The organism is Simplicispira metamorpha (assembly GCF_004341365.1).
GTDB classification, from domain to species: domain Bacteria; phylum Pseudomonadota; class Gammaproteobacteria; order Burkholderiales; family Burkholderiaceae_C; genus Simplicispira; species Simplicispira metamorpha.
Genome location: NZ_SLXH01000039.1, coordinates 1 through 18,843, shown reverse-complemented (window position 1 = coordinate 18,843; position 18,843 = coordinate 1). Strand labels below are relative to the sequence as shown.

Below are 18,843 nucleotides of genomic sequence, written 5' to 3'. Positions count from 1 at the left end.
GCGGCGCGGTGCTCAGTGCTTGGCGTTTTGCAGCAGGAAATCGAGCACGATTTTTTGCTCGTCAGCGTTCAGACCCGCGCGCTGGAACATGCTGGGCGTGATGCCTTGCCACTGCTTTTCGGTGAAGTGGCCGGGGTCGCGCGGGCCGTGGCAGACGGTGCAGCGCTGGTAGAAGATTTTTTCAGCGGGCGACATTGAGGCGGTGGCTTTTTCGCGCAGCGCGGCGGCCCGCTCCACGCCAAAAAACTTCTCGTCAAACTGGATGTTGCTCTTGACGATCTTGGGCGGATCGAAGGCTTTGGTGCCACCCGGATCGGCATCGGTGCATTTGCGCAGGGAGGCAATGCAGGTGTTGGCCGTGGTGGCCTGCGTCAGGCCGCTGGCGCGCCGGCTGGAGGTGAGGAAGTTGACCAAGCCGTTGTTGCAGCGGCCTTTGCTGTCGAGTTGCGGCCAGGCGCCCTCGTACAGGCTGACCACGCCGGGCATGATTTTGTCGGACACGCGCGCGCCCACCACCACCGCACCGCGCTCGTTGTAGAGCTCCACCAGGTCGCCGTTGCGGATGTTGTGCTGCTTGGCGTCTTCTACGCTGATGGTCAGCGGTTCGCGCGTCTGGATGGTGTAGCGCTTGCGCAGCCGCTCGGAGTTGTTCATCTGCGAGTGCAGGCGCCAGTAGGGGTGCGGGCTGACCACATGCACCTGGCCCTTGCGCGCGTTGCCCAGGTACTCGCCCGGCTCTTGCCAGGTGGGCATGGGCGGCATGTCGGGGATGTTCATCTTGGCGATGGTGGAGGAGTACATCTCGATCTTGCCGCTGGTGGTGTGCAGCGGGTGCTTGGCCGGGTCGGCGCGGAAGTCACCGTGGCGCACCCACTTGTGGGCCTCTGGTGGCACCGGGATGCGTGCCATGCCTTCGGCCCAGAATTGGTCAAAGGGCATGTGCGGGGCCGCGCTGCTGGCCTCGTAGGCGGCCTTGACGTAGTCCATCTGCGTTTTGCCTTCGGTGAAGGCGTACTCGACGCCGCACAGCGACGCCAGGCGGCGGAAAATTTCAAAATCGTCCAGCGCATCAAACTGCGGCGCGATGATTTGCTTCATCGCATAGACCTTGTCGATGCTGTAGGTACCCGCCGAGGTGATGTCGTTGCGCTCCACGGTGGTGGTGGCCGCCAGCACGATGTCGGCCCAGCGCGCTGAGCCATTCCACCAGGGCTCCTGGCAGATGATGGTATCCACGCTGTGGATGGCGCGCGCCAGCTCGTTCAGGTCTTGCTGGTGCGAGAAGGCGTTGTTGCCCGCGTTGTAAATCAGCTTGGCCTGGGGGTAGGTGTATTTGCTGCCGTTGTAGGTGAACTCCTGGCCGGGGTTGAGCAGCATTTCGCTGATGCGCGAGGCCGGGCAAATCTTTTTCACCGGGTTGCGCCCTTGCGACAGGCCCGTGGGCGCGGTGCCGCCCGATTGCGGCATGCCGCCGCCGCCGTAGTGCCAGCTAAAGCCCACGCCCTGGCCGGGCAGGCCGATGTTGCCCAGAATGCAGGCAAAGTTGACGATGGCCCAGTAGGGCATCTCGCCGTGGTGGGCGCGCTGTATGGCCCAGGAGCCGCACAGCTGCGTGCGCTTGGACGCCATCAGCTCGGCCATTGCGCGGATTTTGGCGGCTGGAATGCCGGTGATTTTGGCGGCCCAGGCGGGTGTTTTGGGTGGCGTGCCGTCTTTGCCTTCGAGGTGGGCGCGGTATTTGTCAAAGCCCACCGTGTATTTGTCGATGAAAGCCTGGTTGTGCTTGTTCTGGCTGAGCAGGTGGTAGCCCATGGCCATGAACAGGGCGGTGTCGGTGTTGGGGATGATGCGCACCCACTCCGAGCCCATCTTCTCGTCGGTGGTGGTCACCTGCGGGTTGATGGAGATGAATCGGCAGCCTGCTTTTTTGATGGCTTCCCAGCCGCTGTACATCTCGTGGTCGGGCACGGTGTATTCGATGCGGTTGTTTTTGTCGGGGTCGCAGCCCACAAACACCACCAGCTCGGTGTGGTCGCGCAGCTGCTCCCAGGCGGTCTGGGCCGAATACACCTCCATGTCGCCAATCACCATGGGCATGATGACCTGACCGGCTCCGGCGGAATAGTCGCCCGTGGTCATGGACGAGCCGCCCAGCAGGTTGAAAAAGCGCCCCTGCAACACGTTGGGCCGGAAGATGCCGGCGTGCGACCAGCCGCCATACGAGCTGGAAAAGCACCCTTCGTTGCCGTATTTTTCAATGGTGTCGAGGATGGCCTTGGCGGTCAGGCCCAAGGCCGTGTCCCAGCCCACCTGCACCCACTCGTCTTTGCCGCGCAGCTCGGGCTTGTTGCTGCCTTTGCGACCGTTTTGCTCCCACTCCAGGTACGACTTGCGCACCATGGGGCCAACCACGCGGGTTTTGTCGTAAGTGCGATCGAGCACCCCTTCGGTCAGCATGGCGGTGGGCATTTTGTCGCTGGCCTGCGCCTCAATGTGGACGATGCGGCCTTGCTCCACCGTGGCCACCAGTGGGCCGTAGTGGGTGGCGTGCGGCACCTTGCCGGTAAAGGATTTCAGTGCTGCCAACTGCGCGTTGGCATCCATCTCCGTGGCCGCCATGGCCTGTGCCAGGGGGTTGAGCTTCATCCCGGTAGCGACGGTGCCCAGCATGCCTGCTGCGCCTGCCCCCATCCATTGGCGTCGTGTGAAGTTCATGGGATGCCTCCTTGCGTGAAAGTGCGCTTCATTAAGCAGCAAGTCACAAGCTGTATCAAGAGGGGATGGCCTGTGTATTGGCCGTGCCTGCCATGGCCCTGGGTATGGATAAAAAATGGCTGCAAGCCTCTACAGTAAAGCGCTTGCAGCTATCAAAATAGGAGTTTTCAGTGCCCGCTGTGGGCCTCTTTTTCGGTGCTGTCGAACGCGGGCAGCGTGCCAAAGTAGCCCCGGAACAGGTTGCGGGCGATACCGTGTGCTACCAGCTGTAGCTCGCGGGCCACTTCGGGGGCAAACAGCCGCTCGGTGTGCTGGCCCCACAGCCGTACCCAGGCGGCAAAGTGCGCTGGCGTCACGCCTTGCAGCGCCATGTGCTTGGCAAACACGTTGCCGCTGAAGCTTTTGCTGCCCAGCACCACCGTGCTCCAGAAGTCCACCATGCGCGCCAGGTGCGACTCCCAGTGGTCGCGCAGGGCGTCTTCAAACACGGGGCCCAGCAAAGGGTCGGCGCGCACGTCGGCATAAAAGCCGTGTACCAGCGCGGTGATGCTGTCGGTGGTGGGGGTGTGCATAGGGATGGCTTTCTAAAGATGCATCTATCGTGAATATTTTAGACGCCTAGAATTTGCACGCAATGCACTTTATTCCTGATGTCTGGAATCACCCATGCGGCTGACCCAATGGACTGACTACACCCTGCGCGTGCTGATGTACTGCGCCGCCTGCCAGGGCCGCGAGCAGCCGGTGACCATCAGTGAGGTGGCGCAAAGCCACGGCATCTCGCGCAGCCATCTGACCAAAATCGTGCAAGAACTGGCGGCCCAGGGCCTGCTGGAGACCACCCGGGGGCGCGGCGGCGGCATGCGGCTGATGAAGCCCGCGCACGACATCAACGTGGGTGCGGTCGTGCGCAGCACCGAAACCGACTTCCATCTGGTCGAATGCTTTGACCCCCGCACCAACCAATGTTGCCTGGGCAGCCACTGCCATTTGCACGGTGTGCTGGCGCAGGCCATGCGGGCGTTTTTGGCGGTGCTTGACGGCGTGACGCTGGCCGACCTGGACACGCCCCAGCCGCTGTGGCCGCCGACGGGTTCGCCCGTGGCGGCCCTGATTTCCCTGCACCCGTTGCGCACACCACGCCAGCCGCCCCCGCAGGGCGATGCCTGAACGGGCAGCCGCGCGCTTGGCGTGCTGGCCCGCGTGGGGTGGCTACGGCCAGGCTGCCATGGCCTGTGCCCAGCGCAGGCGCAGGCGCATACCGATCTCGCTGGTGTAGCCAACCGAGGCGGCGCGCAGCTGGCCGTTGGCATCGAGCACCAACAGCGCGGGCACCGATTGGATGCCCAGGCTGCGCGCCAGTGCGCCATCGGCATCCACCGCCGTCTGCCAGGGCAGAGCGCGCCGGGCCAGCACCTGGCGCACCTGGGGCGCGTTGCCCGATTGCATGGCCACCGTGAGCACCGGCCAGTCGCGTTGCAGGCGCGTGATGCTGTGCTCTTCGGTGCGGCAGATGGGGCACCAGTCGGCCCACACGTGCAGCGCCACGGGCTGGCCGGGGTGCAGGGCGCGCCACTGGCTCAGGCGCAGCACCTCACCGCTGGCCAGCTGCACCGTGGCGTCGGGCAGCACGCCGCTGGGCAGGTGGCGCGTGTGCCACAGGTGCGCGCCCAGCACCACGGCCAGCAGTGCCAGCCCGGTGGGCCACTGCGCGCGCAGGCGCCGGGCCAGGCGCCGGGGCCAGCCCGGGGGCGGGGCGCTGGCCGGGGCCGGGTGGTGCTGGCTCAACCCAGCACTTCCAGCAGCCGGTCGAGCCCGCCTTGGTTGATAGCCACCTGCGCCTGTGCGCGCACCGCTGGCTTGGCGTGGTAGGCCACCGACAGGCCCGCCGCACCCATCATGGGCAGGTCGTTGGCACCATCGCCCACGGCAATGGTTTGCTGCGGGGCAATGCCCATCAGGCTGGCCACTTCGAGCAGCGTGCGGCGCTTTTCTGCACCGTCGCAGATATCGCCCCAGCACTGTGCGATCAGGCGGCCGGTGAGGTGGCCATCCTGCACCTCCAGCTGGTTGGCGCGGGCAAAGTCCATGCCCAGACCGGCCTTGACGCGGTCGGCAAAAAACGTAAAGCCGCCCGACACCAGCAAGGTTTTCAGGCCCGCTGCGCGCGCCGCAGCCATCAGCTCTGGCGCGCCGGGGTTAAAGCGCAGGCGCTCGGTCAATACGGCCTCCAGGTGGCTGGCGGGCACACCCTTGAGCAGCGCCAGACGCCGGCGCAGGCTGTCTTTGAAATCGGTGATCTCGCCGCGCATGGCCGCCTCGGTGATGGCGGCCACCTCGGCCTTGCGCCCGGCGGCGTCGGCAATCTCGTCAATGCACTCGATGTTGATCAGCGTCGAGTCCATGTCAAAGGCGATGAGCTTGAAGTCAGACAAGCGCAAGGGGCTGGCAAGGTTTTGCACTACAAGGCCGGGGGCGAATTCAGTGGTTTGCATGGTGGTTTTTTTACTCAGTTTTTGATAGCTGCCAGCGCATACTGTGCGGGCGCTGGAGTCCAATTTGGCTATAAATTGTGCGCCGGTAGTGGCGTCAGGTGGGGGGCTTGCGCAAGTACAGCTGGTCTGACCAGGTGGCCAGCCATTGGGGCTTGAAGGCGACAAAGATGGCGGCCAGCATGCCGGTCATGAAGGCGTCGCCCCAGGCCATGAGCCAGCGCGCCACCATCGATAAGCCTTCATCCACGCCGGGCAGCAGCTGGCCGCTCCACTGCGCCAGCGCGCCGGTGGCAAAGGCGCACACGGCAGTGCCCAAAAAGGCCCGGCCCAGCACGTACACAAACAGATGCTCGCCCGTGAAGCGCCGCAGCAGCGCCCCCAGGCCCAGCGCCAGCGTGGCGGGCAGCACGCCTTGCCACAGCGCCTGGGCGGCCATGCTCTCTAGCGAGGGCGCCCCGCCCAGCACACCGGCCTCCACGGCCACCAGCAGCAGCGTGGGCACGGCCAGCGGCCAGCCCAGCATCAGCAGCACCATGCAGGCGCCCGAAAACTGCAACTGCAACGGCATGGTGTGCAACTGGGGCAAGGCCCACACCCAGGGCAGCACCACCAGCGTGGCCAGCAAAGGCGTGAGCAGCGCACCGCCGCGCAGCAGCCGCCACGGGCGCAGCCACAGGGCCACGGCCAGCGCGCAGGCCAGCACGCTGGCGTCCAGAAAAGCTTCGTCGGTGGGGGTCATGCGTCGGGGGTGGCAGCGGCCAGCGGCTGGCCCAGGCTGCGCAGCACGTCGCGCACCAGTTGGGCGCGGTCTTTGGGGTCGGGCAGGGCGCGTTCAATGCGCAGCTTCTCGTTGCCCGCCAGCTTGATGTGCTTGTTTTTCTGGATCAGCGCAATGATCTGCATCGGGTCTACCGGCGGCTGGGGCTTGAAGGTGATGGTGGTGACGCCCGGTGCCGCGTCCACCTTCACCACGCCGTAGGGCTGGCTCAAGCAGCGCAGGCGGTGCACGTCGATCAGCGTTTGCGCCTGCGCGGGCAGCTTGCCAAAGCGATCGACGATTTCTTCCAGCAGGCCGTCGATCTGGTCGGTGGTTCTGGCGGTAGCCAGTTTTTTGTAAAAGCTCAGGCGCAAATGCACATCGCCACAAAAATCATCGGGCAGCAGGGCCGGGGCGTGCAGGTTGATGTCGGTGGTGACCGACAGGGGGCTGAGCAAATCAGGCTCCTTGCCCGCCTTGAGGCAGCGCACCGCCTCGGACAGCATCTCGTTGTAGAGCTGGAACCCAATCTCCATCATGTTGCCGCTCTGGTTCTCGCCCAGCACTTCGCCCGCGCCGCGAATCTCCAGGTCGTGCATGGCCAGGTAGAAGCCGCTGCCCAGTTCTTCCATGGCCTGGATGGCGTCCAGGCGCTGCTGGGCCTGCTTGGTCAGGCTCTCCACGTCGGGCACCATCAGGTAGGCATAGGCTTGGTGGTGGCTGCGGCCCACGCGCCCGCGCAGCTGGTGCAATTGCGCCAGGCCAAACTTGTCGGCGCGCGAGATGACGATGGTGTTGGCTGTGGGCACGTCAATGCCGGTTTCGATGATGGTGGAGCACAGCAGCAGGTTGAAGCGCTGGGCCACAAAGTCGCGCATGACTTTTTCCAGCTCGCGCTCGGGCATCTGGCCGTGGGCGATGGCGATGCGCGCTTCGGGCAGGATTTCTTCGAGCTTTTGCCGGCGGTTTTCGATGGTTTCGACTTCGTTGTGCAAAAAGTACACCTGCCCGCCGCGCTTCAATTCGCGCAGCACGGCTTCGCGGATCACGCCCGTGCCTTCACTGCGCACAAAGGTCTTGATGGCCAGGCGCCGCTGCGGTGCGGTGGCAATCACACTCAGGTCGCGCAGGCCCTCCAGCGCCATGCCCATGGTGCGCGGAATGGGCGTGGCCGTGAGCGTGAGCACATCCACTTCGGCGCGCAACGCTTTCATCTGCTCTTTGTGGCGCACGCCAAAGCGGTGCTCTTCGTCAATGATGAGCAGGCCCAGGTTTTTGAACTGGGTGGATTCGCTCAGCAGCTTGTGCGTGCCGACCACGACATCGACGGTGCCATCGGCAATGCCTTTGATGGCCGAAGAAATCTCTTTGCCCGAGCGAAAGCGCGATACCTCGGCCACCCGCACCGGCCATTTGGAAAAGCGATCGACCAGCGTCTGGTAATGCTGCTCGGCCAGCAGCGTGGTGGGCGCCAGAAACGCCACCTGCTTGCCGCCCGTCACGGCGACAAAGGCGGCGCGCAAGGCCACTTCGGTTTTGCCAAAGCCGACATCGCCACAGACCAGCCGGTCCATGGGGCGCGGACTGATCATGTCCTGGATGACGGCGTGGATGGCGGCGTTCTGGTCGGCGGTTTCTTCAAAGCCGAAGTCGTTGGCAAACTGCTCGTAGTCCTGCGGCGAATAGCGGAATGCGTGGCCCTGGCGCAGGGCGCGGCGGGCGTAGATGTTGAGCAGTTCGGCAGCGCTGTCGCGCACTTGCTCTGCGGCTTTACGCTTGGCTTTTTCCCACTGGCCGCTGCCCAGTTTGTGCAGCGGTGCTTCGTCGGCAGAAACGCCCGTGTAGCGGCTGATGAGCTGCAACTGGCTCACGGGCACATACAGCACCGCCTGGGCGGCGTACTCCAGGTGCAAGAACTCTTGCAGGGCGGGCGTGCCATCCACATTTTTCTCGCCCAGGTCGAGGTTGACCAGCCCCCGGTAGCGGCCAATGCCGTGCTGGCTGTGGACTACCGGGTCGCCCACGTTGAGCTCGCTCAGGTCTTTGATCAGCGCTTCCACGTCGCTGACTTGCTCCTGCTTTTTGCGTCGGCGTGTGGTGGCACCGGCGGCAAATAGCTCGGTTTCGGTGACGAAGTCGATGCCCCGCTCGTGCCAGGCAAAGCCCACGGTGAGGGCGGCGGTGGCAATGCCGAGTTTTTCGCCGCTGGCGTCAAAGGCGGCCAGGGAGTCGAACGCGGGCGGCTGCACGCCGCCAGTGCGCAGAAAGTCCAGCAGGCTCTCGCGCCGCCCGGCGCTTTCGGCCAGCAGCAGCACGCGCTGCGGCGTGGTCTGGATATGGGCGCGCAGGCGCGCCAGCGGCTCGTCGGCACCGCGCACGACTGACAGGTCAGGCAGCGCGCTGGTGTCTGTGGCTGCACCAGTGGAGGGCGCAGCCGCATCGCCTGCGCCGGGCGTGGTGTCTATGGGCGCTGGCGCCCGCACCGACAACTGCGCATAGGCCTTGAGCTGGGTATAGAACTGGTCGGCACTCAAAAACAGCGCTTCGGGCGCCAGCACCGGGCGCTCGGGGTCGCCCTGCACCAGGCGGTAGCGGTCTTTGGTGTCTTGCCAAAAGCGCTGGAACGCGGGCTCGATGTCGCCGTGCAGCACCACGGTGGCATCTTGGCCGAGGTAATCGAACACGGTGGCGGTGTCATCAAAGAACAGCGGCAGGTAGTACTCGATGCCTGCGGTGGCCACGCCGGCGCCCATGTCTTTGTAGATGCGGCTTTTGGTGGGGTCGCCGTCGAGCAGCTCGCGCCAGCGGGCGCGAAATTTGGCGCGCGCAGCCTCGTCCATGGGAAATTCGCGCCCGGGCAGCAAGCGCACTTCGGGCACGGGGTAGAGGCTGCGCTGGGTGTCGGGGTCGAAGGTGCGGATGCTGTCGATTTCGTCGTCAAACAAATCCACGCGGTAGGGCACGGGCGAGCCCATCGGGAACAGGTCAATCAGCCCGCCGCGCACCGCGTATTCGCCGGGGCTGACCACCTGGCTGACATGGCTGTAGCCCGCCAGCGTGAGCTGGGCCTTGAATTTGGCTTCGTCCAGCTTTTGTTTGACCTTGAACTCGAAGGTGTAGCCCGCCAAAAAAGCGGGCGGCGCCAGCCGGTACAGCGCGGTGGTAGCGGGCACGATGACCACATCGGCGCCGGTGTCCTTGTCTTTCTGGCTGATGCGCCACAGCGCAGCCAGGCGCTCGCTGATCAAATCCTGGTGCGGGCTGAAGGTGTCGTAGGGCAGCGTTTCCCAGTCCGGAAACAGCGCACAGCGCAGGCCGGGGGCAAAAAAAGCCAGTTCGTCGAGCAGCCGGCCGGCATCGGCGGCGTCGGCGGTGACGATGGCGGTGGTGCGCCGCGCGGCCTGTTCGCGCTGGCCCAGGCGTGCCAGCAGCAGGGCGTCGGCGCTGCCCACGGGGCGGGGCACGGTGAAGCGTTTACCGGGGGTGAGTTTGGGGAGGTCCATGCGCTGAAGGGGGAGGTGGCCGCACCACGGCCTTCGCTGGCGCGGGTCGCGCCCGAACCGGACGCGGCGGGGAGTGCAGATTTTAGAATGCCGCCATGACCCATCCTTTGCTGACGCCCCAGAGCGCTGCTGCGCCCGCCCCGGCGCCGTCCCCTGATGCCATCCCCGACGTGGCGGGCCCCTGGAGCCCATGGAACCCCTGGACGATAACCCCGCCCGGTGGCAGCTACGCGCTGCCCGTAGGCGCGCGTTTGTGGGCCTTGCTGCCCTGCGCTGGCACTGGCACGCGGGCCTTGCCGCCGGGCCAGGCTGCCGCTTCTGCGCTGCCCAAGCAGTACCTGCACGTGGCAGGCCAGCCGCTGGTGCTGCACACGCTGGCTGCGTTGGCGGGCGTGGGCCGGCTGGCGGGCACGCTGGTGGCGGTGGCGGCGGGCGACCATTTTCTGGATGCCTACCCGGGCAAGGGCTTTTTTACGGTGGAGTGCGGCGGCCCCACCCGGGCTGACACCGTGCTGGGTGGCCTGCGCGCCTTGCTCCAGCGTGGGGCGCAGGCCCAGGATTGGGTGCTGGTTCACGATGCCGCACGCTGCCTGGTCACGCCAGAGCAGATTGATGCCCTGATCGACGCCTGCCTGGGCGACGATGTGGGCGGCCTGCTGGCGCACAAATTGGCTGACACCCTCAAAACCGCGATTGCCGGGCCGGGCGGCATCCGCGTGGCCAGCACGGTAGACCGGGGCGACAAATGGCTGGCGCAAACGCCGCAGATGTTCCGCATCGGTGCGCTCGTTCAGGCGCTGGAGCAGATAGGCCCCATCGCCACCGACGAGGCCAGCGCCATGGAGGCCATGGGCCTGCACCCGCGCCTGGTGCAGGCCAGTGCGCTGAATTTCAAAGTGACCTACCCGGAAGACTTTTTACTGGCCGAAGCCGTGCTGGCCCAGCGCGCCCACGGCGCCACCCTGGACCGCTTTGGCGGTGACCGTGGCCAAGCCAGCGATGCCCCCGCACGTACCATTTTTTAAGGAAAACGCATGAATTTCAGAATAGGCGAGGGCTGGGATGTCCACGCGCTGGTGCCGGGCCGGGCGCTGGTCATTGGCGGTGTAACCATCGACCACCCCATGGGTTTGCTGGGCCATTCGGATGCCGATGTGCTGCTGCACGCCATCACCGATGCGCTGCTGGGCGCGGCGGCGCTGGGCGATATCGGCACGCATTTTCCGGACACCGATGCGCAGTTTCGCGGTGCCGATTCGCTGGCGCTGCTGACCGAGGCCGCGCGCCGGGTGCGGGCACAGGGCTACCAGATCGGCAACATCGACACCACGGTGGTGGCCCAGGCCCCCCGGCTGGCCGCGCACATTCCGGCCATGCGCACGCGCATTGCGCAGGCGCTGGCGTTGCAACCGGGGCAGATCAACATCAAGGCCAAGACCGCCGAGCGGCTGGGGCCGGTGGGGCAGGGGCTGGCGATGGAGGCGCGCGCCATCGCTTTGCTGACCGTGGTTTAGCCCTGCGCTGTAGGGCGCGGCGGCAGTTTGCGTTTGACCTGCGGGCGTTGCAGGCGCTGCTGCGAGTCCGTGCCCTGGGGCTGGTCGTGGGCGCGCTGCAATTGCACATGCGCCACCAAGCCGCCCGAGGCCGAATTGGCCAGGGCAAAAATGCCGCCCATGCGCTGCACGGTTTTGTCCACAATCGACAGGCCCAGGCCCGCGCCCGCTGCCGCTGTGCGGGCCGAGTCGCCCCGGAAAAACGGCTTGGTCAGGTTGGCCAGCTGCTCGGGCGGTACGCCCGTGCCGTGGTCACGCACCTTGATCAGCACCCACTCCTCGCGGCCCTTGGCGGCAATGTCCACCTGGGTGACGCCCGCGTCGGGCGTCTTGCCGTAGCGGCGCGCGTTTTCCAGCAGGTTGGAGATGATGCGCGCCAGTTCCACCTCGTCGGCCAGCACGTTCAGGTCTTCGGGCACGCTCATGGTGATTTGCAGCTCACGGTGGTCTTGCACTGCATACACGCACGAAGAGATCACGCCGTGCAGATTGACCGGCGTGAGCGTGACGTGGTCGGGGCGCGCGTAATCGAGAAACTTGTCGATGGTGGCGTCGAGCTGCACGATGTCGGCCACCATGTGTTCGCGCGCCACTTCGTCGGCCACGCTCATCTCGGTTTCCAGGCGCAGGCGTGCCAGCGGTGTGCGCAGGTCGTGCGAGATGCCCGCCAGCATCACGGCGCGGTCTTGTTCGAGCTTGGCGAGTTTTTGCGCCATGCGGTTGAAGCCGATATTGACCTCGCGGATTTCGCTGGTCACGGCCTCCTCGTCGAGTCGGCTGGCGGCAAAGTCACCATCGCGCACGCGGTTGGCCGCATAAGACAGCTGCTTGAGCGGCTGGTTGATGAGCCGGGCGATGGCGGCGGCCCCGGCCAGCGACAGCGCCCCTGCCGTGATGAGCCAGATCAGCCAGGTTTTGCCCCCGGCCGGGCTGAAGCGCGAGCGGTCCATGAGCAGCCAGTTGGCATCGCCATTGATGGAAAAGCCCACCCACAGCCCTTTTTCGCCATTGACGCTGCTGGCCACGATGGTGCCTTGGCCCAGGCGCTGGGACAGCTCTTCGGTCAGGCGCTGGCCCAGGGGCGATTGGTCGAGCAGTTCAAAGTTGTCGCCGGGCTCGCGCGGCAGGATGCGCACGCCCTCCTGGTCGGCCATGGTCTTGAGCAGCGAGACGCGCGCAATCGCATCCGAATGCACCAGCGCCGCGCGGCTGAGGTTGACCAGCGAGGCAATCTGCTGTGCGGTGTGCAGCGTGCGCGGCTCAAACTCCAGGGCGCGCAGTGTTTGCAGCCAGGCCAGGATGCTGCCCACCAGCAACAGGCTGAGCAGAAAAAATGTGCGCCAAAACAGGTTGAGCCCCATCCGTTTGGGCGATTCGCGGTGGCGCGGTGCAGATTCCAGGGGGGCTGGGCTGGTGGCATCGCTGACCGGAGGAGGGGAGTAGCTCATGGGAAATCAAAAGCGCCAAGGTGTGCTGCCCGCCAGGCAAGGGGCACACCGTGGGGTTTGCGCAGGGGCGCGGAGCCGGGCGGTCAATTATTGCCGTCCGGCACAAACACGTAGCCTACACCCCACACGGTCTGGATGTAGCGCGGCGCGGCAGCATCTTCTTCGATGAGCTTGCGCAGCCGTGACACCTGCACGTCCAGGCTGCGGTCAAAGGGCTCGAACTCGCGCCCACGTGCCAGCAAGGCCAGCTTCTCACGCGACAGCGGCTGGCGCGGGTGGCGCACCAGGGCTTTGAGCATGGCGAATTCGCCCGTGGTCAAGGGCAGCTCTTCGCCATTTTTTTGCAGTGCGCGGGTGCCCAGGTCAAAGCTGAAGGGGCCGAAGTTGACCACCTCGTTGTCGCCCGACGGGGCGCCGGGCGCTTCTTGCGGCGGGCGCCGGCGCAGCACGGCGTGGATGCGCGCCAGCAGTTCACGCGGGTTGAAGGGCTTGCCCAGGTAGTCGTCAGCGCCCACCTCCAGCCCGACGATGCGGTCCACATCCTCCCCCTTGGCCGTGAGCATGATGATGGGCGTGCGGTCGTTGGCCGCGCGCAGGCGCCGACAGATGGACAGGCCATCCTCGCCCGGCATCATCAGATCGAGCACGATCAGATCCACGGTTTCGCGCAGCAGCAGGCGGCTGAGTGCTTTGCCGTCTTCGGCCACCATGACCTCGAAGCCCTCTTGCGTCAGGTAGCGGCGCAGCAAATCGCGGATGCGGGCGTCGTCATCCACGACCAAAATTTTGTCTGTCCGGTTGCTTGGCGTGGCCATTGGGATACCTCGGTCTTATTTGTAACAGCGGCCATTGTTACCAGTTTGCGGCGCTGGCGTGCGGCTTTGCTGCGTGGTCTGACCAACCGTTACAAGTTTTGCTGCATACGCACACAGCTTTGCTGGCGCGTCGCCAAAATGCGCTTTTGGCCGACAAAAAACACTTCCAGGCGACGGTATCCTTGGCCCGATCATCACCCCTCCAAGGAATTCTCTCCATGCAAAAAACTATGAAATTGATAGCTGCTGGCGCAATGCTGGTAAGCGTTGGAGCCGTTTTTGCCCAAAATATGGCTCCCGCAACGCCGCAGAACGTGGTGCAGCTGTCAGCGGCTGGGTCGGTGGATGTGCAACAAGATTTGCTGGTGCTCACCCTGAGCACCACGCGCGAGGGCAAGGACGCTGCCGTGGTGCAGGGGCAGCTGCGCCAGGCGCTGGATGCGGCTTTGCTGGAAGCGCGCCGCAACGCTGAGCCAGGGCAAATGGATGTGCGCACCGGCAACTTTGGCCTGTACCCGCGTTACGGCCAGAACAGCCAGATCAGCGGCTGGCAAGGTTCTGCCGAGCTGGTGCTGGAGGGGCGCGACTTTGCGCGCATCACCGGCACCGCAGCGCGCGTGACCACGATGGCCATCGGCCAGGTGGGCTTTGGCCTGAGCCGCGAACAGCGTGCCAAAGTAGAGCGCGATGCCCAAGCGCAGGCGATTGAGAATTTCAAAACGCAAGCTGCTGATTTGACGAAGGCGTTTGGCTTTAGCGCCTTCACCCTGCGCGAAGTGGCAGTCAACAGCAACAGCTATGCGCCGGGCCCGCGCCCGCGCGCCATGGCGATGGAGGCCAAGGCCACCATGATGGACGCGTCGCCCATGGCGGTGGAGGCTGGCAAGACCACGGTGACGGTCAATGTCTCGGGATCGGTGCAGATGCGCTGAGCCTGTTGACAAGAAAAAAGGCCCGTAACCCTTGCAGGACGGGCGCTAGCAGCTATCGAATCAGGAGTGTTTGTGGGGCCGGTTACTGGGCTGTCCAGCCGCCGTCCATGTTCCAGGCTACGCCGCGCACATTGTTGGCAGCGCTGGAGCAAAAGAACACGGCCAGCGCGCCCAGCTCTTCGGGCGTGGTGAACTGCATGGAGGGTTCTTTCTCGCCCAGCAGCAGTTTGGTGGCTTCTTCATTGCTGATGCCCAGTGCCTGCGCCTTGGCATCCACCTGCTTTTGTACCAGCGGCGTCAGTACCCAGCCCGGGCAGATGGCGTTGCAGGTAATGCCCGTGGTTGCTGTCTCCAGGGCTGTGACTTTGGTGAATCCGACCACGCCGTGCTTGGCTGCCACGTAGGCTGATTTTTGCGCCGAACCCACCAAACCATGCACCGAAGCGACATTGATGATGCGGCCCCAGTTGGCTGCCTTCATGGCGGGAAGTGCCAGGCGCGTGGTGTGAAAAGCGCTGGTCAGGTTGATGGCCAAAATGGCGTCCCAGCGCTCGACCGGAAAGTCTTCGATGCTGGCCACATGCTGAATGCCTGCGTTGTTGACCAGGATGTCCACTGCGCCAAACTGCGCCACGCTGTACTGGAACATGTCTTCAATATCGGCACTGCGTGACATATCGGCGCTGTGGTAAGCCACTTGCGCGTCAGTGCCGTGGCCAGCGGCCAGCACCTCGGCGCGTGGCGCATCCACATCACCAAAACCGTTGAGCACCACGTTGGCCCCTTGTTGTGCCAGTGCCTTGGCTATACCTAAGCCGATGCCGCTGGTAGAACCTGTCACGAGAGCCGTTTTGCCTTTGAGCATGGAATTTTCTCCGAATGAATTACGATGCAACATAGCAATTATCAAGCCATGCCCCGGAAGCGCGCACCCATGATTGAACCTAGGCTGAACTACGTATCCTGCCCTGGCCCGGCCTCTAGTGATACAGGGCCGATGGCCCGCGCGGGGCAGGGCGAAGCCCGCCGCATGGCGTATTGGGAGTGGAACGCCACAGGCAACCCGCAGCACCCGCATGTGGTGGTGTGTGTGCATGGCCTGTCGCGCCAGGGGCGCGATTTCGATGTGCTGGCCCGGGTTCTGAGTGCGCACGCGCGCGTCATTTGTCCGGACGTGGCTGGGCGCGGCCACAGCGATTGGCTGGCCGAGCCGCTGGCTTACCAGATACCGGTATATGCCGCCGACATGCTGGCGCTGCTGGCGCAGTTGCACCACCAGGCACCCGTGCAAACCCTCGATTGGGTAGGCACCAGCATGGGCGGTCTGATCGGCATGGTGCTGTGCGGGCAGCCGGGTCTGCCGCTGCCTGTGCCGGTGCGCCGTCTGGTGCTCAATGATGTGGGGCCGGTCATCGAGTGGCAAGCGCTGGCGCGCATTGGTCAGTACCTGGGCAAGGCGCCGCGTTTTGACTCGCTGGAGCAAGCTGCCGAAAGTTTGTGGTCGGTTTCCAGCCACTTTGGCCCGCACACGCCAGCGCAATGGCTGGCCTTGTGCCAGCACATGGTGCGCGCCTTGCCTGAGGGGGGCGTTACTTTGCATTACGACCCTGCCATCGCTACAGCGTTTGCTTCCCTGTCTCAGGAGGCAGCGCAGGCGGGCGAGGCGCAGTTGTGGCAGCTGTACGACCAGATTACCGCCCAGACGCTGCTGTTGCGGGGAGCGCAATCGGACTTGCTGTCACCGCACACGGCAGCGGCCATGGGCCAGCGCGGCCCGCGCGCCCGCCTGATGGAATGGCCGGGCGTGGGCCATGCACCTACGCTGGTGGCCCCCGAGCAGGTGGCTGCCGTGGCAGCGTTCTTGACCGAGACTCCGAGCAAGGTACCTGCATGAAAAGCGCTGTCCCCGAAGTGGCGCCGACTGTCCCCAGCGCAGGCCCTGAGGCCGTCGTGCCGCTGGTCACCGCCACGGCGCAGGCTTTGCCTGAGCAACTCAACGCATTGGCGCGTGCCCGCGCTTTTGCCGAGCCCCTGATTGCCGCAGAAAACCTGGAAACTGGTGAAAACACCTTGGCCCACGCCGATGCAGTGGCTGCCATTCTCAAAACCATCGGTGGCTCCGAAGCCATGCAGGCCGCCTGCTACCTGGTGCATGCCTGCATGCACTTGAATCGGCCCGAGGAAGTGATCGCCAAAGCCTTTGGCAGCCATTTTGCAACCCTGGCCGTGGAAACCACCAAGCTGATGCGTGTGCAGGCGCAGGCACGTGCGGTGCATCCGTCGGTACAGCAGATCAATGACCCGGCAGTGCAAACGGAGAACGTGCGCAAGATGCTGCTGGCTTTTTCGCGTGACCTGCGTGTGGTCATGCTGCGCTTGGCCTCGCGCCTGCAAACCCTGCGCTACCACGCAGCCAGCAAACGCCCGGTGCCGCCCAGCATTTCGCACGAGGCGCTGCACGTGTTTGCGCCGTTGGCCAACCGCTTGGGTATTTGGCAGATCAAGTGGGAGATGGAAGACCTGGCGTTTCGTTTTCTGGAGCCTGATACCTACAAGGAAGTGGCGCGCCTGCTGGATGAAAAGCGCACTGGCCGCGAGGTCTACATGGAGCAGCTGCGTGCCCGCGTGGAATCTGAACTGCGCGCCCGCAGTATCAGCGCCAGCGTGCAGGGACGGCCCAAGCACATCTACAGCATTGTCAAAAAGATGCGCGGCAAATCGCTCAATTTTGACCAGCTGTTTGATATTCGGGCCCTGCGCGTGGTGGTGCCCAACGTCAAGGATTGCTACGCCGCACTGAGCTGGGTGCATGCACAATTTGAATCCATTGCCGAAGAGTTTGACGACTACATCGCCCGTCCCAAACCCAACGGTTACCAGTCACTGCACACCGTGGTGCGTGACGAGGCGGGCAGGGCCATTGAGATCCAGATCCGCACCCAGGCCATGCACGACCATGCCGAGCACGGCGTGGCTGCGCACTGGGCCTACAAAGAGGCGGGAAGCAAAGGTTACGCTGGTGTGTCCGCCAGCGGCGACTATGACGCCAAGATTGCCGTGCTGCGCCAGCTGCTGGCCTGGGAGCGCGATCTGGCTGGGGCGCCGCAGCAGCAAGGGCTTTTTGAAGATCGCATCTATGTTCTGACGCCCGAGGCCGCGATTGTGGAGTTGCCCCAAGGCGCTACCCCGGTAGATTTTGCCTACGCTGTACACACCAGCATAGGGCACCGCTGCCGTGGGGCACGTGTCAATGGCGCCATGGTGCCGCTGAACACGCAACTGCAAAACGGCCAAACCGTGGAGGTCACCACGGTCAAAGAAGGTGGCCCTTCGCGTGACTGGCTGAATGCTGATTTGGGCTACCTCAACAGCAGTCGGGGCCGTGCCAAAGCCCGTGCCTGGTTCAATGCCAAAGCGTTGAATGAAACCGTGGCGCGCGGTCGTGAAGCGGTCGAAAAACTGCTGCAACGCGAAGGCAAAACCGCTTTGCGCCTGGACGATCTGGCTGCGCAGTTGGGCTTCAAATCGGCGGATGCCTTGTTCGAAGTGGTCGGCAAGGACGAGTTTTCGCTGCGCAACATCGAAATCTTGCTGCGCCCGCCGGAGCCGGCCCTGCAGCCCGATGACTATCTGTTGCTCAGGAAGGCGCGCCATACCGGCAAGACCCCCAAGGGTGGCATCCTGGTGGTCGGCGTTGATTCGTTGATGACCCAGCTGGCCAAATGCTGCAAACCGGCTCCTCCTGATGAAATCCAGGGCTTTGTCACGCGCGGTAAGGGCGTGAGTGTTCACCGTGTGGATTGCAGCAATTTCCGCGAGATGGCAGCGCGCAATGCCGAGCGCATGATCGAGGTGGAATGGGGTACGCCCAAACAGGCTGCGCTGGCGTCGGTCTATCCTGTGGATGTGACGGTGCAGGCCGCTGACCGTCAGGGCTTGCTGCGCGATATTTCGGAAGTGTTTGCCAAGGAAAAAATGAACGTGGTGGGTGTGCAGACACAGTCGGTCAAAGGTATCGCCTGGATGACGTTCACGGTAGAGGTGTCGGATGCAGGTCGATTGAAAAAAGTGCTGGGCGCCGTAGCATCGGTGTCCGGTGTGCGCTCTGCACGCCGACGCTGATTGCCTGCGGATTTTGTTTCACGTTTTTAACGTGACGATTTTTTGGTGCTACAATAGCGCTCTCTGATAAATTAAAAATATCAGGCGCGTAGCTCAGCTGGTTAGAGCACCACCTTGACATGGTGGGGGTCGTTGGTTCGATTCCAATCGCGCCTACCAATTAATAATTGGTCAAAAGCCTTCTAAATTAAAAATTTAGAAGGCTTTTTTGTTTTCCTGGGTTCTTGTGGGGCTCTACTGGGCTCTGTTGCAATGGCGCGCTATGGGTTGTGGTGTAAATCAACTCTCTTGAGTTATTTTGGGCTTCTTGGCCGGACGCATTCGATGGCACCTGAAGCGTCAGCCCATCCGCATCGTCTGTGGGTGTCAAAAACCTGTGGCCTGTGTAGCGGCGAATCGGATAGGCATCCTTAGAACGTGTTCAAAGTCTTTTGAGCATTAGCGCCAAGAATGCTAGATGGATGAATTGCAAACTGGTATTGAGCCAACGCTCGCAGTTCTTC

The 18,843-nt window shown here is 64.0% G+C and carries 15 protein-coding genes and 1 tRNA gene; 7 read left to right on the top strand and 9 right to left on the bottom strand.

Annotation, left to right across the window (positions count from 1 at the left end):
- Positions 1-12 precede the first annotated feature (12 nt).
- Together EV674_RS16105 and EV674_RS16100 are read right to left on the bottom strand one after the other, a co-directional pair.
- A complete protein-coding gene (locus tag EV674_RS16105; RefSeq protein WP_119014613.1) occupies positions 13-2,715 on the bottom strand; it encodes a molybdopterin-dependent oxidoreductase in 2,703 nt (900 codons plus the stop codon).
- A 167-nt stretch (positions 2,716-2,882) separates the two neighbouring features.
- Complete coding sequence (locus EV674_RS16100; RefSeq protein ID WP_119014612.1) at positions 2,883-3,287, bottom strand: group III truncated hemoglobin; 405 nt, start codon at positions 3,285-3,287, stop codon at positions 2,883-2,885.
- A 94-nt stretch (positions 3,288-3,381) separates the two neighbouring features.
- On the opposite strand from EV674_RS16100, the gene EV674_RS16095 reads away from it, so the two are divergent.
- Positions 3,382-3,885, top strand: a complete 504-nt coding sequence (locus EV674_RS16095; RefSeq protein WP_119014611.1) for an RrF2 family transcriptional regulator — start codon at positions 3,382-3,384, stop codon at positions 3,883-3,885.
- Positions 3,886-3,927: 42 nt separating this feature from the next.
- On the opposite strand, the gene EV674_RS16090 is transcribed toward EV674_RS16095, so the two are convergent.
- The 4 genes from EV674_RS16090 to mfd all read right to left on the bottom strand — a co-directional run bounded on the left by EV674_RS16090 (position 3,928) and on the right by mfd (position 9,470).
- A complete protein-coding gene (locus tag EV674_RS16090; protein WP_119014610.1) occupies positions 3,928-4,503 on the bottom strand; it encodes a redoxin family protein in 576 nt (191 codons plus the stop codon).
- Positions 4,500-5,210: a phosphoserine phosphatase SerB gene (gene serB, locus EV674_RS16085; protein ID WP_119014628.1), complete on the bottom strand. Its 711-nt coding sequence runs from the start codon at positions 5,208-5,210 to the stop codon at positions 4,500-4,502. Before serB ends, EV674_RS16090 begins: the two co-directional genes overlap by 4 nt.
- A 94-nt stretch (positions 5,211-5,304) precedes the next feature.
- Positions 5,305-5,949, bottom strand: a complete 645-nt coding sequence (locus EV674_RS16080; RefSeq protein WP_119014609.1) for a hypothetical protein — start codon at positions 5,947-5,949, stop codon at positions 5,305-5,307.
- Positions 5,946-9,470, bottom strand: a complete 3,525-nt coding sequence (mfd, locus tag EV674_RS16075) for a transcription-repair coupling factor (RefSeq protein WP_119014608.1) — start codon at positions 9,468-9,470, stop codon at positions 5,946-5,948. Before mfd ends, EV674_RS16080 begins: the two co-directional genes overlap by 4 nt.
- A gap of 95 nt (positions 9,471-9,565) precedes the next feature.
- Here mfd and EV674_RS16070 point away from each other — a divergent pair, with 95 nt between their 5' ends.
- Positions 9,566-10,495, top strand: coding sequence for an IspD/TarI family cytidylyltransferase (locus EV674_RS16070; protein ID WP_119014607.1), 930 nt, complete (start codon positions 9,566-9,568; stop codon positions 10,493-10,495).
- A 9-nt stretch (positions 10,496-10,504) separates the two neighbouring features.
- Positions 10,505-10,984: a 2-C-methyl-D-erythritol 2,4-cyclodiphosphate synthase gene (gene ispF, locus EV674_RS16065; protein ID WP_119014606.1), complete on the top strand. Its 480-nt coding sequence runs from the start codon at positions 10,505-10,507 to the stop codon at positions 10,982-10,984.
- Here the strand turns inward: ispF and EV674_RS16060 are convergent.
- The gene (locus tag EV674_RS16060; RefSeq protein WP_119014605.1) at positions 10,981-12,471 is read right to left on the bottom strand and encodes an ATP-binding protein; all 1,491 of its coding nucleotides are present in this window, start codon (positions 12,469-12,471) and stop codon (positions 10,981-10,983) included. The two genes, ispF and EV674_RS16060, sit on opposite strands and share 4 nt — an antisense overlap.
- 83 nt (positions 12,472-12,554) lie before the next feature.
- Positions 12,555-13,286 carry an osmolarity response regulator transcription factor OmpR gene (ompR, locus tag EV674_RS16055; protein WP_119014604.1) on the bottom strand — a complete coding sequence of 244 codons (732 nt, stop codon included), beginning with the start codon at positions 13,284-13,286 and terminating at the stop codon, positions 12,555-12,557.
- Positions 13,287-13,504: 218 nt separating this feature from the next.
- Here ompR and EV674_RS16050 point away from each other — a divergent pair, with 218 nt between their 5' ends.
- Positions 13,505-14,218 (top strand): SIMPL domain-containing protein, encoded by a 714-nt coding sequence (locus EV674_RS16050; RefSeq protein ID WP_119014603.1) that lies wholly within the window; start codon positions 13,505-13,507, stop codon positions 14,216-14,218.
- An 82-nt stretch (positions 14,219-14,300) separates the two neighbouring features.
- On the opposite strand, the gene EV674_RS16045 is transcribed toward EV674_RS16050, so the two are convergent.
- Positions 14,301-15,083 (bottom strand): 3-hydroxybutyrate dehydrogenase, encoded by a 783-nt coding sequence (locus tag EV674_RS16045; protein ID WP_119014602.1) that lies wholly within the window; start codon positions 15,081-15,083, stop codon positions 14,301-14,303.
- Positions 15,084-15,152: 69 nt separating this feature from the next.
- Here EV674_RS16045 and EV674_RS16040 point away from each other — a divergent pair, with 69 nt between their 5' ends.
- The 3 genes from EV674_RS16040 to EV674_RS16030 all read left to right on the top strand — a co-directional run bounded on the left by EV674_RS16040 (position 15,153) and on the right by EV674_RS16030 (position 18,499).
- A complete protein-coding gene (locus tag EV674_RS16040; RefSeq protein ID WP_119014627.1) occupies positions 15,153-16,112 on the top strand; it encodes an alpha/beta fold hydrolase in 960 nt (319 codons plus the stop codon).
- Entirely contained in the window at positions 16,109-18,340 is a 2,232-nt protein-coding gene (locus EV674_RS16035) for a RelA/SpoT family protein (RefSeq protein ID WP_119014601.1), read from the top strand. The genes EV674_RS16040 and EV674_RS16035 overlap by 4 nt, the downstream gene beginning before the upstream one ends.
- An 82-nt stretch (positions 18,341-18,422) precedes the next feature.
- A tRNA-Val gene (locus EV674_RS16030) sits at positions 18,423-18,499 on the top strand.
- Positions 18,500-18,843 lie beyond the last annotated feature (344 nt).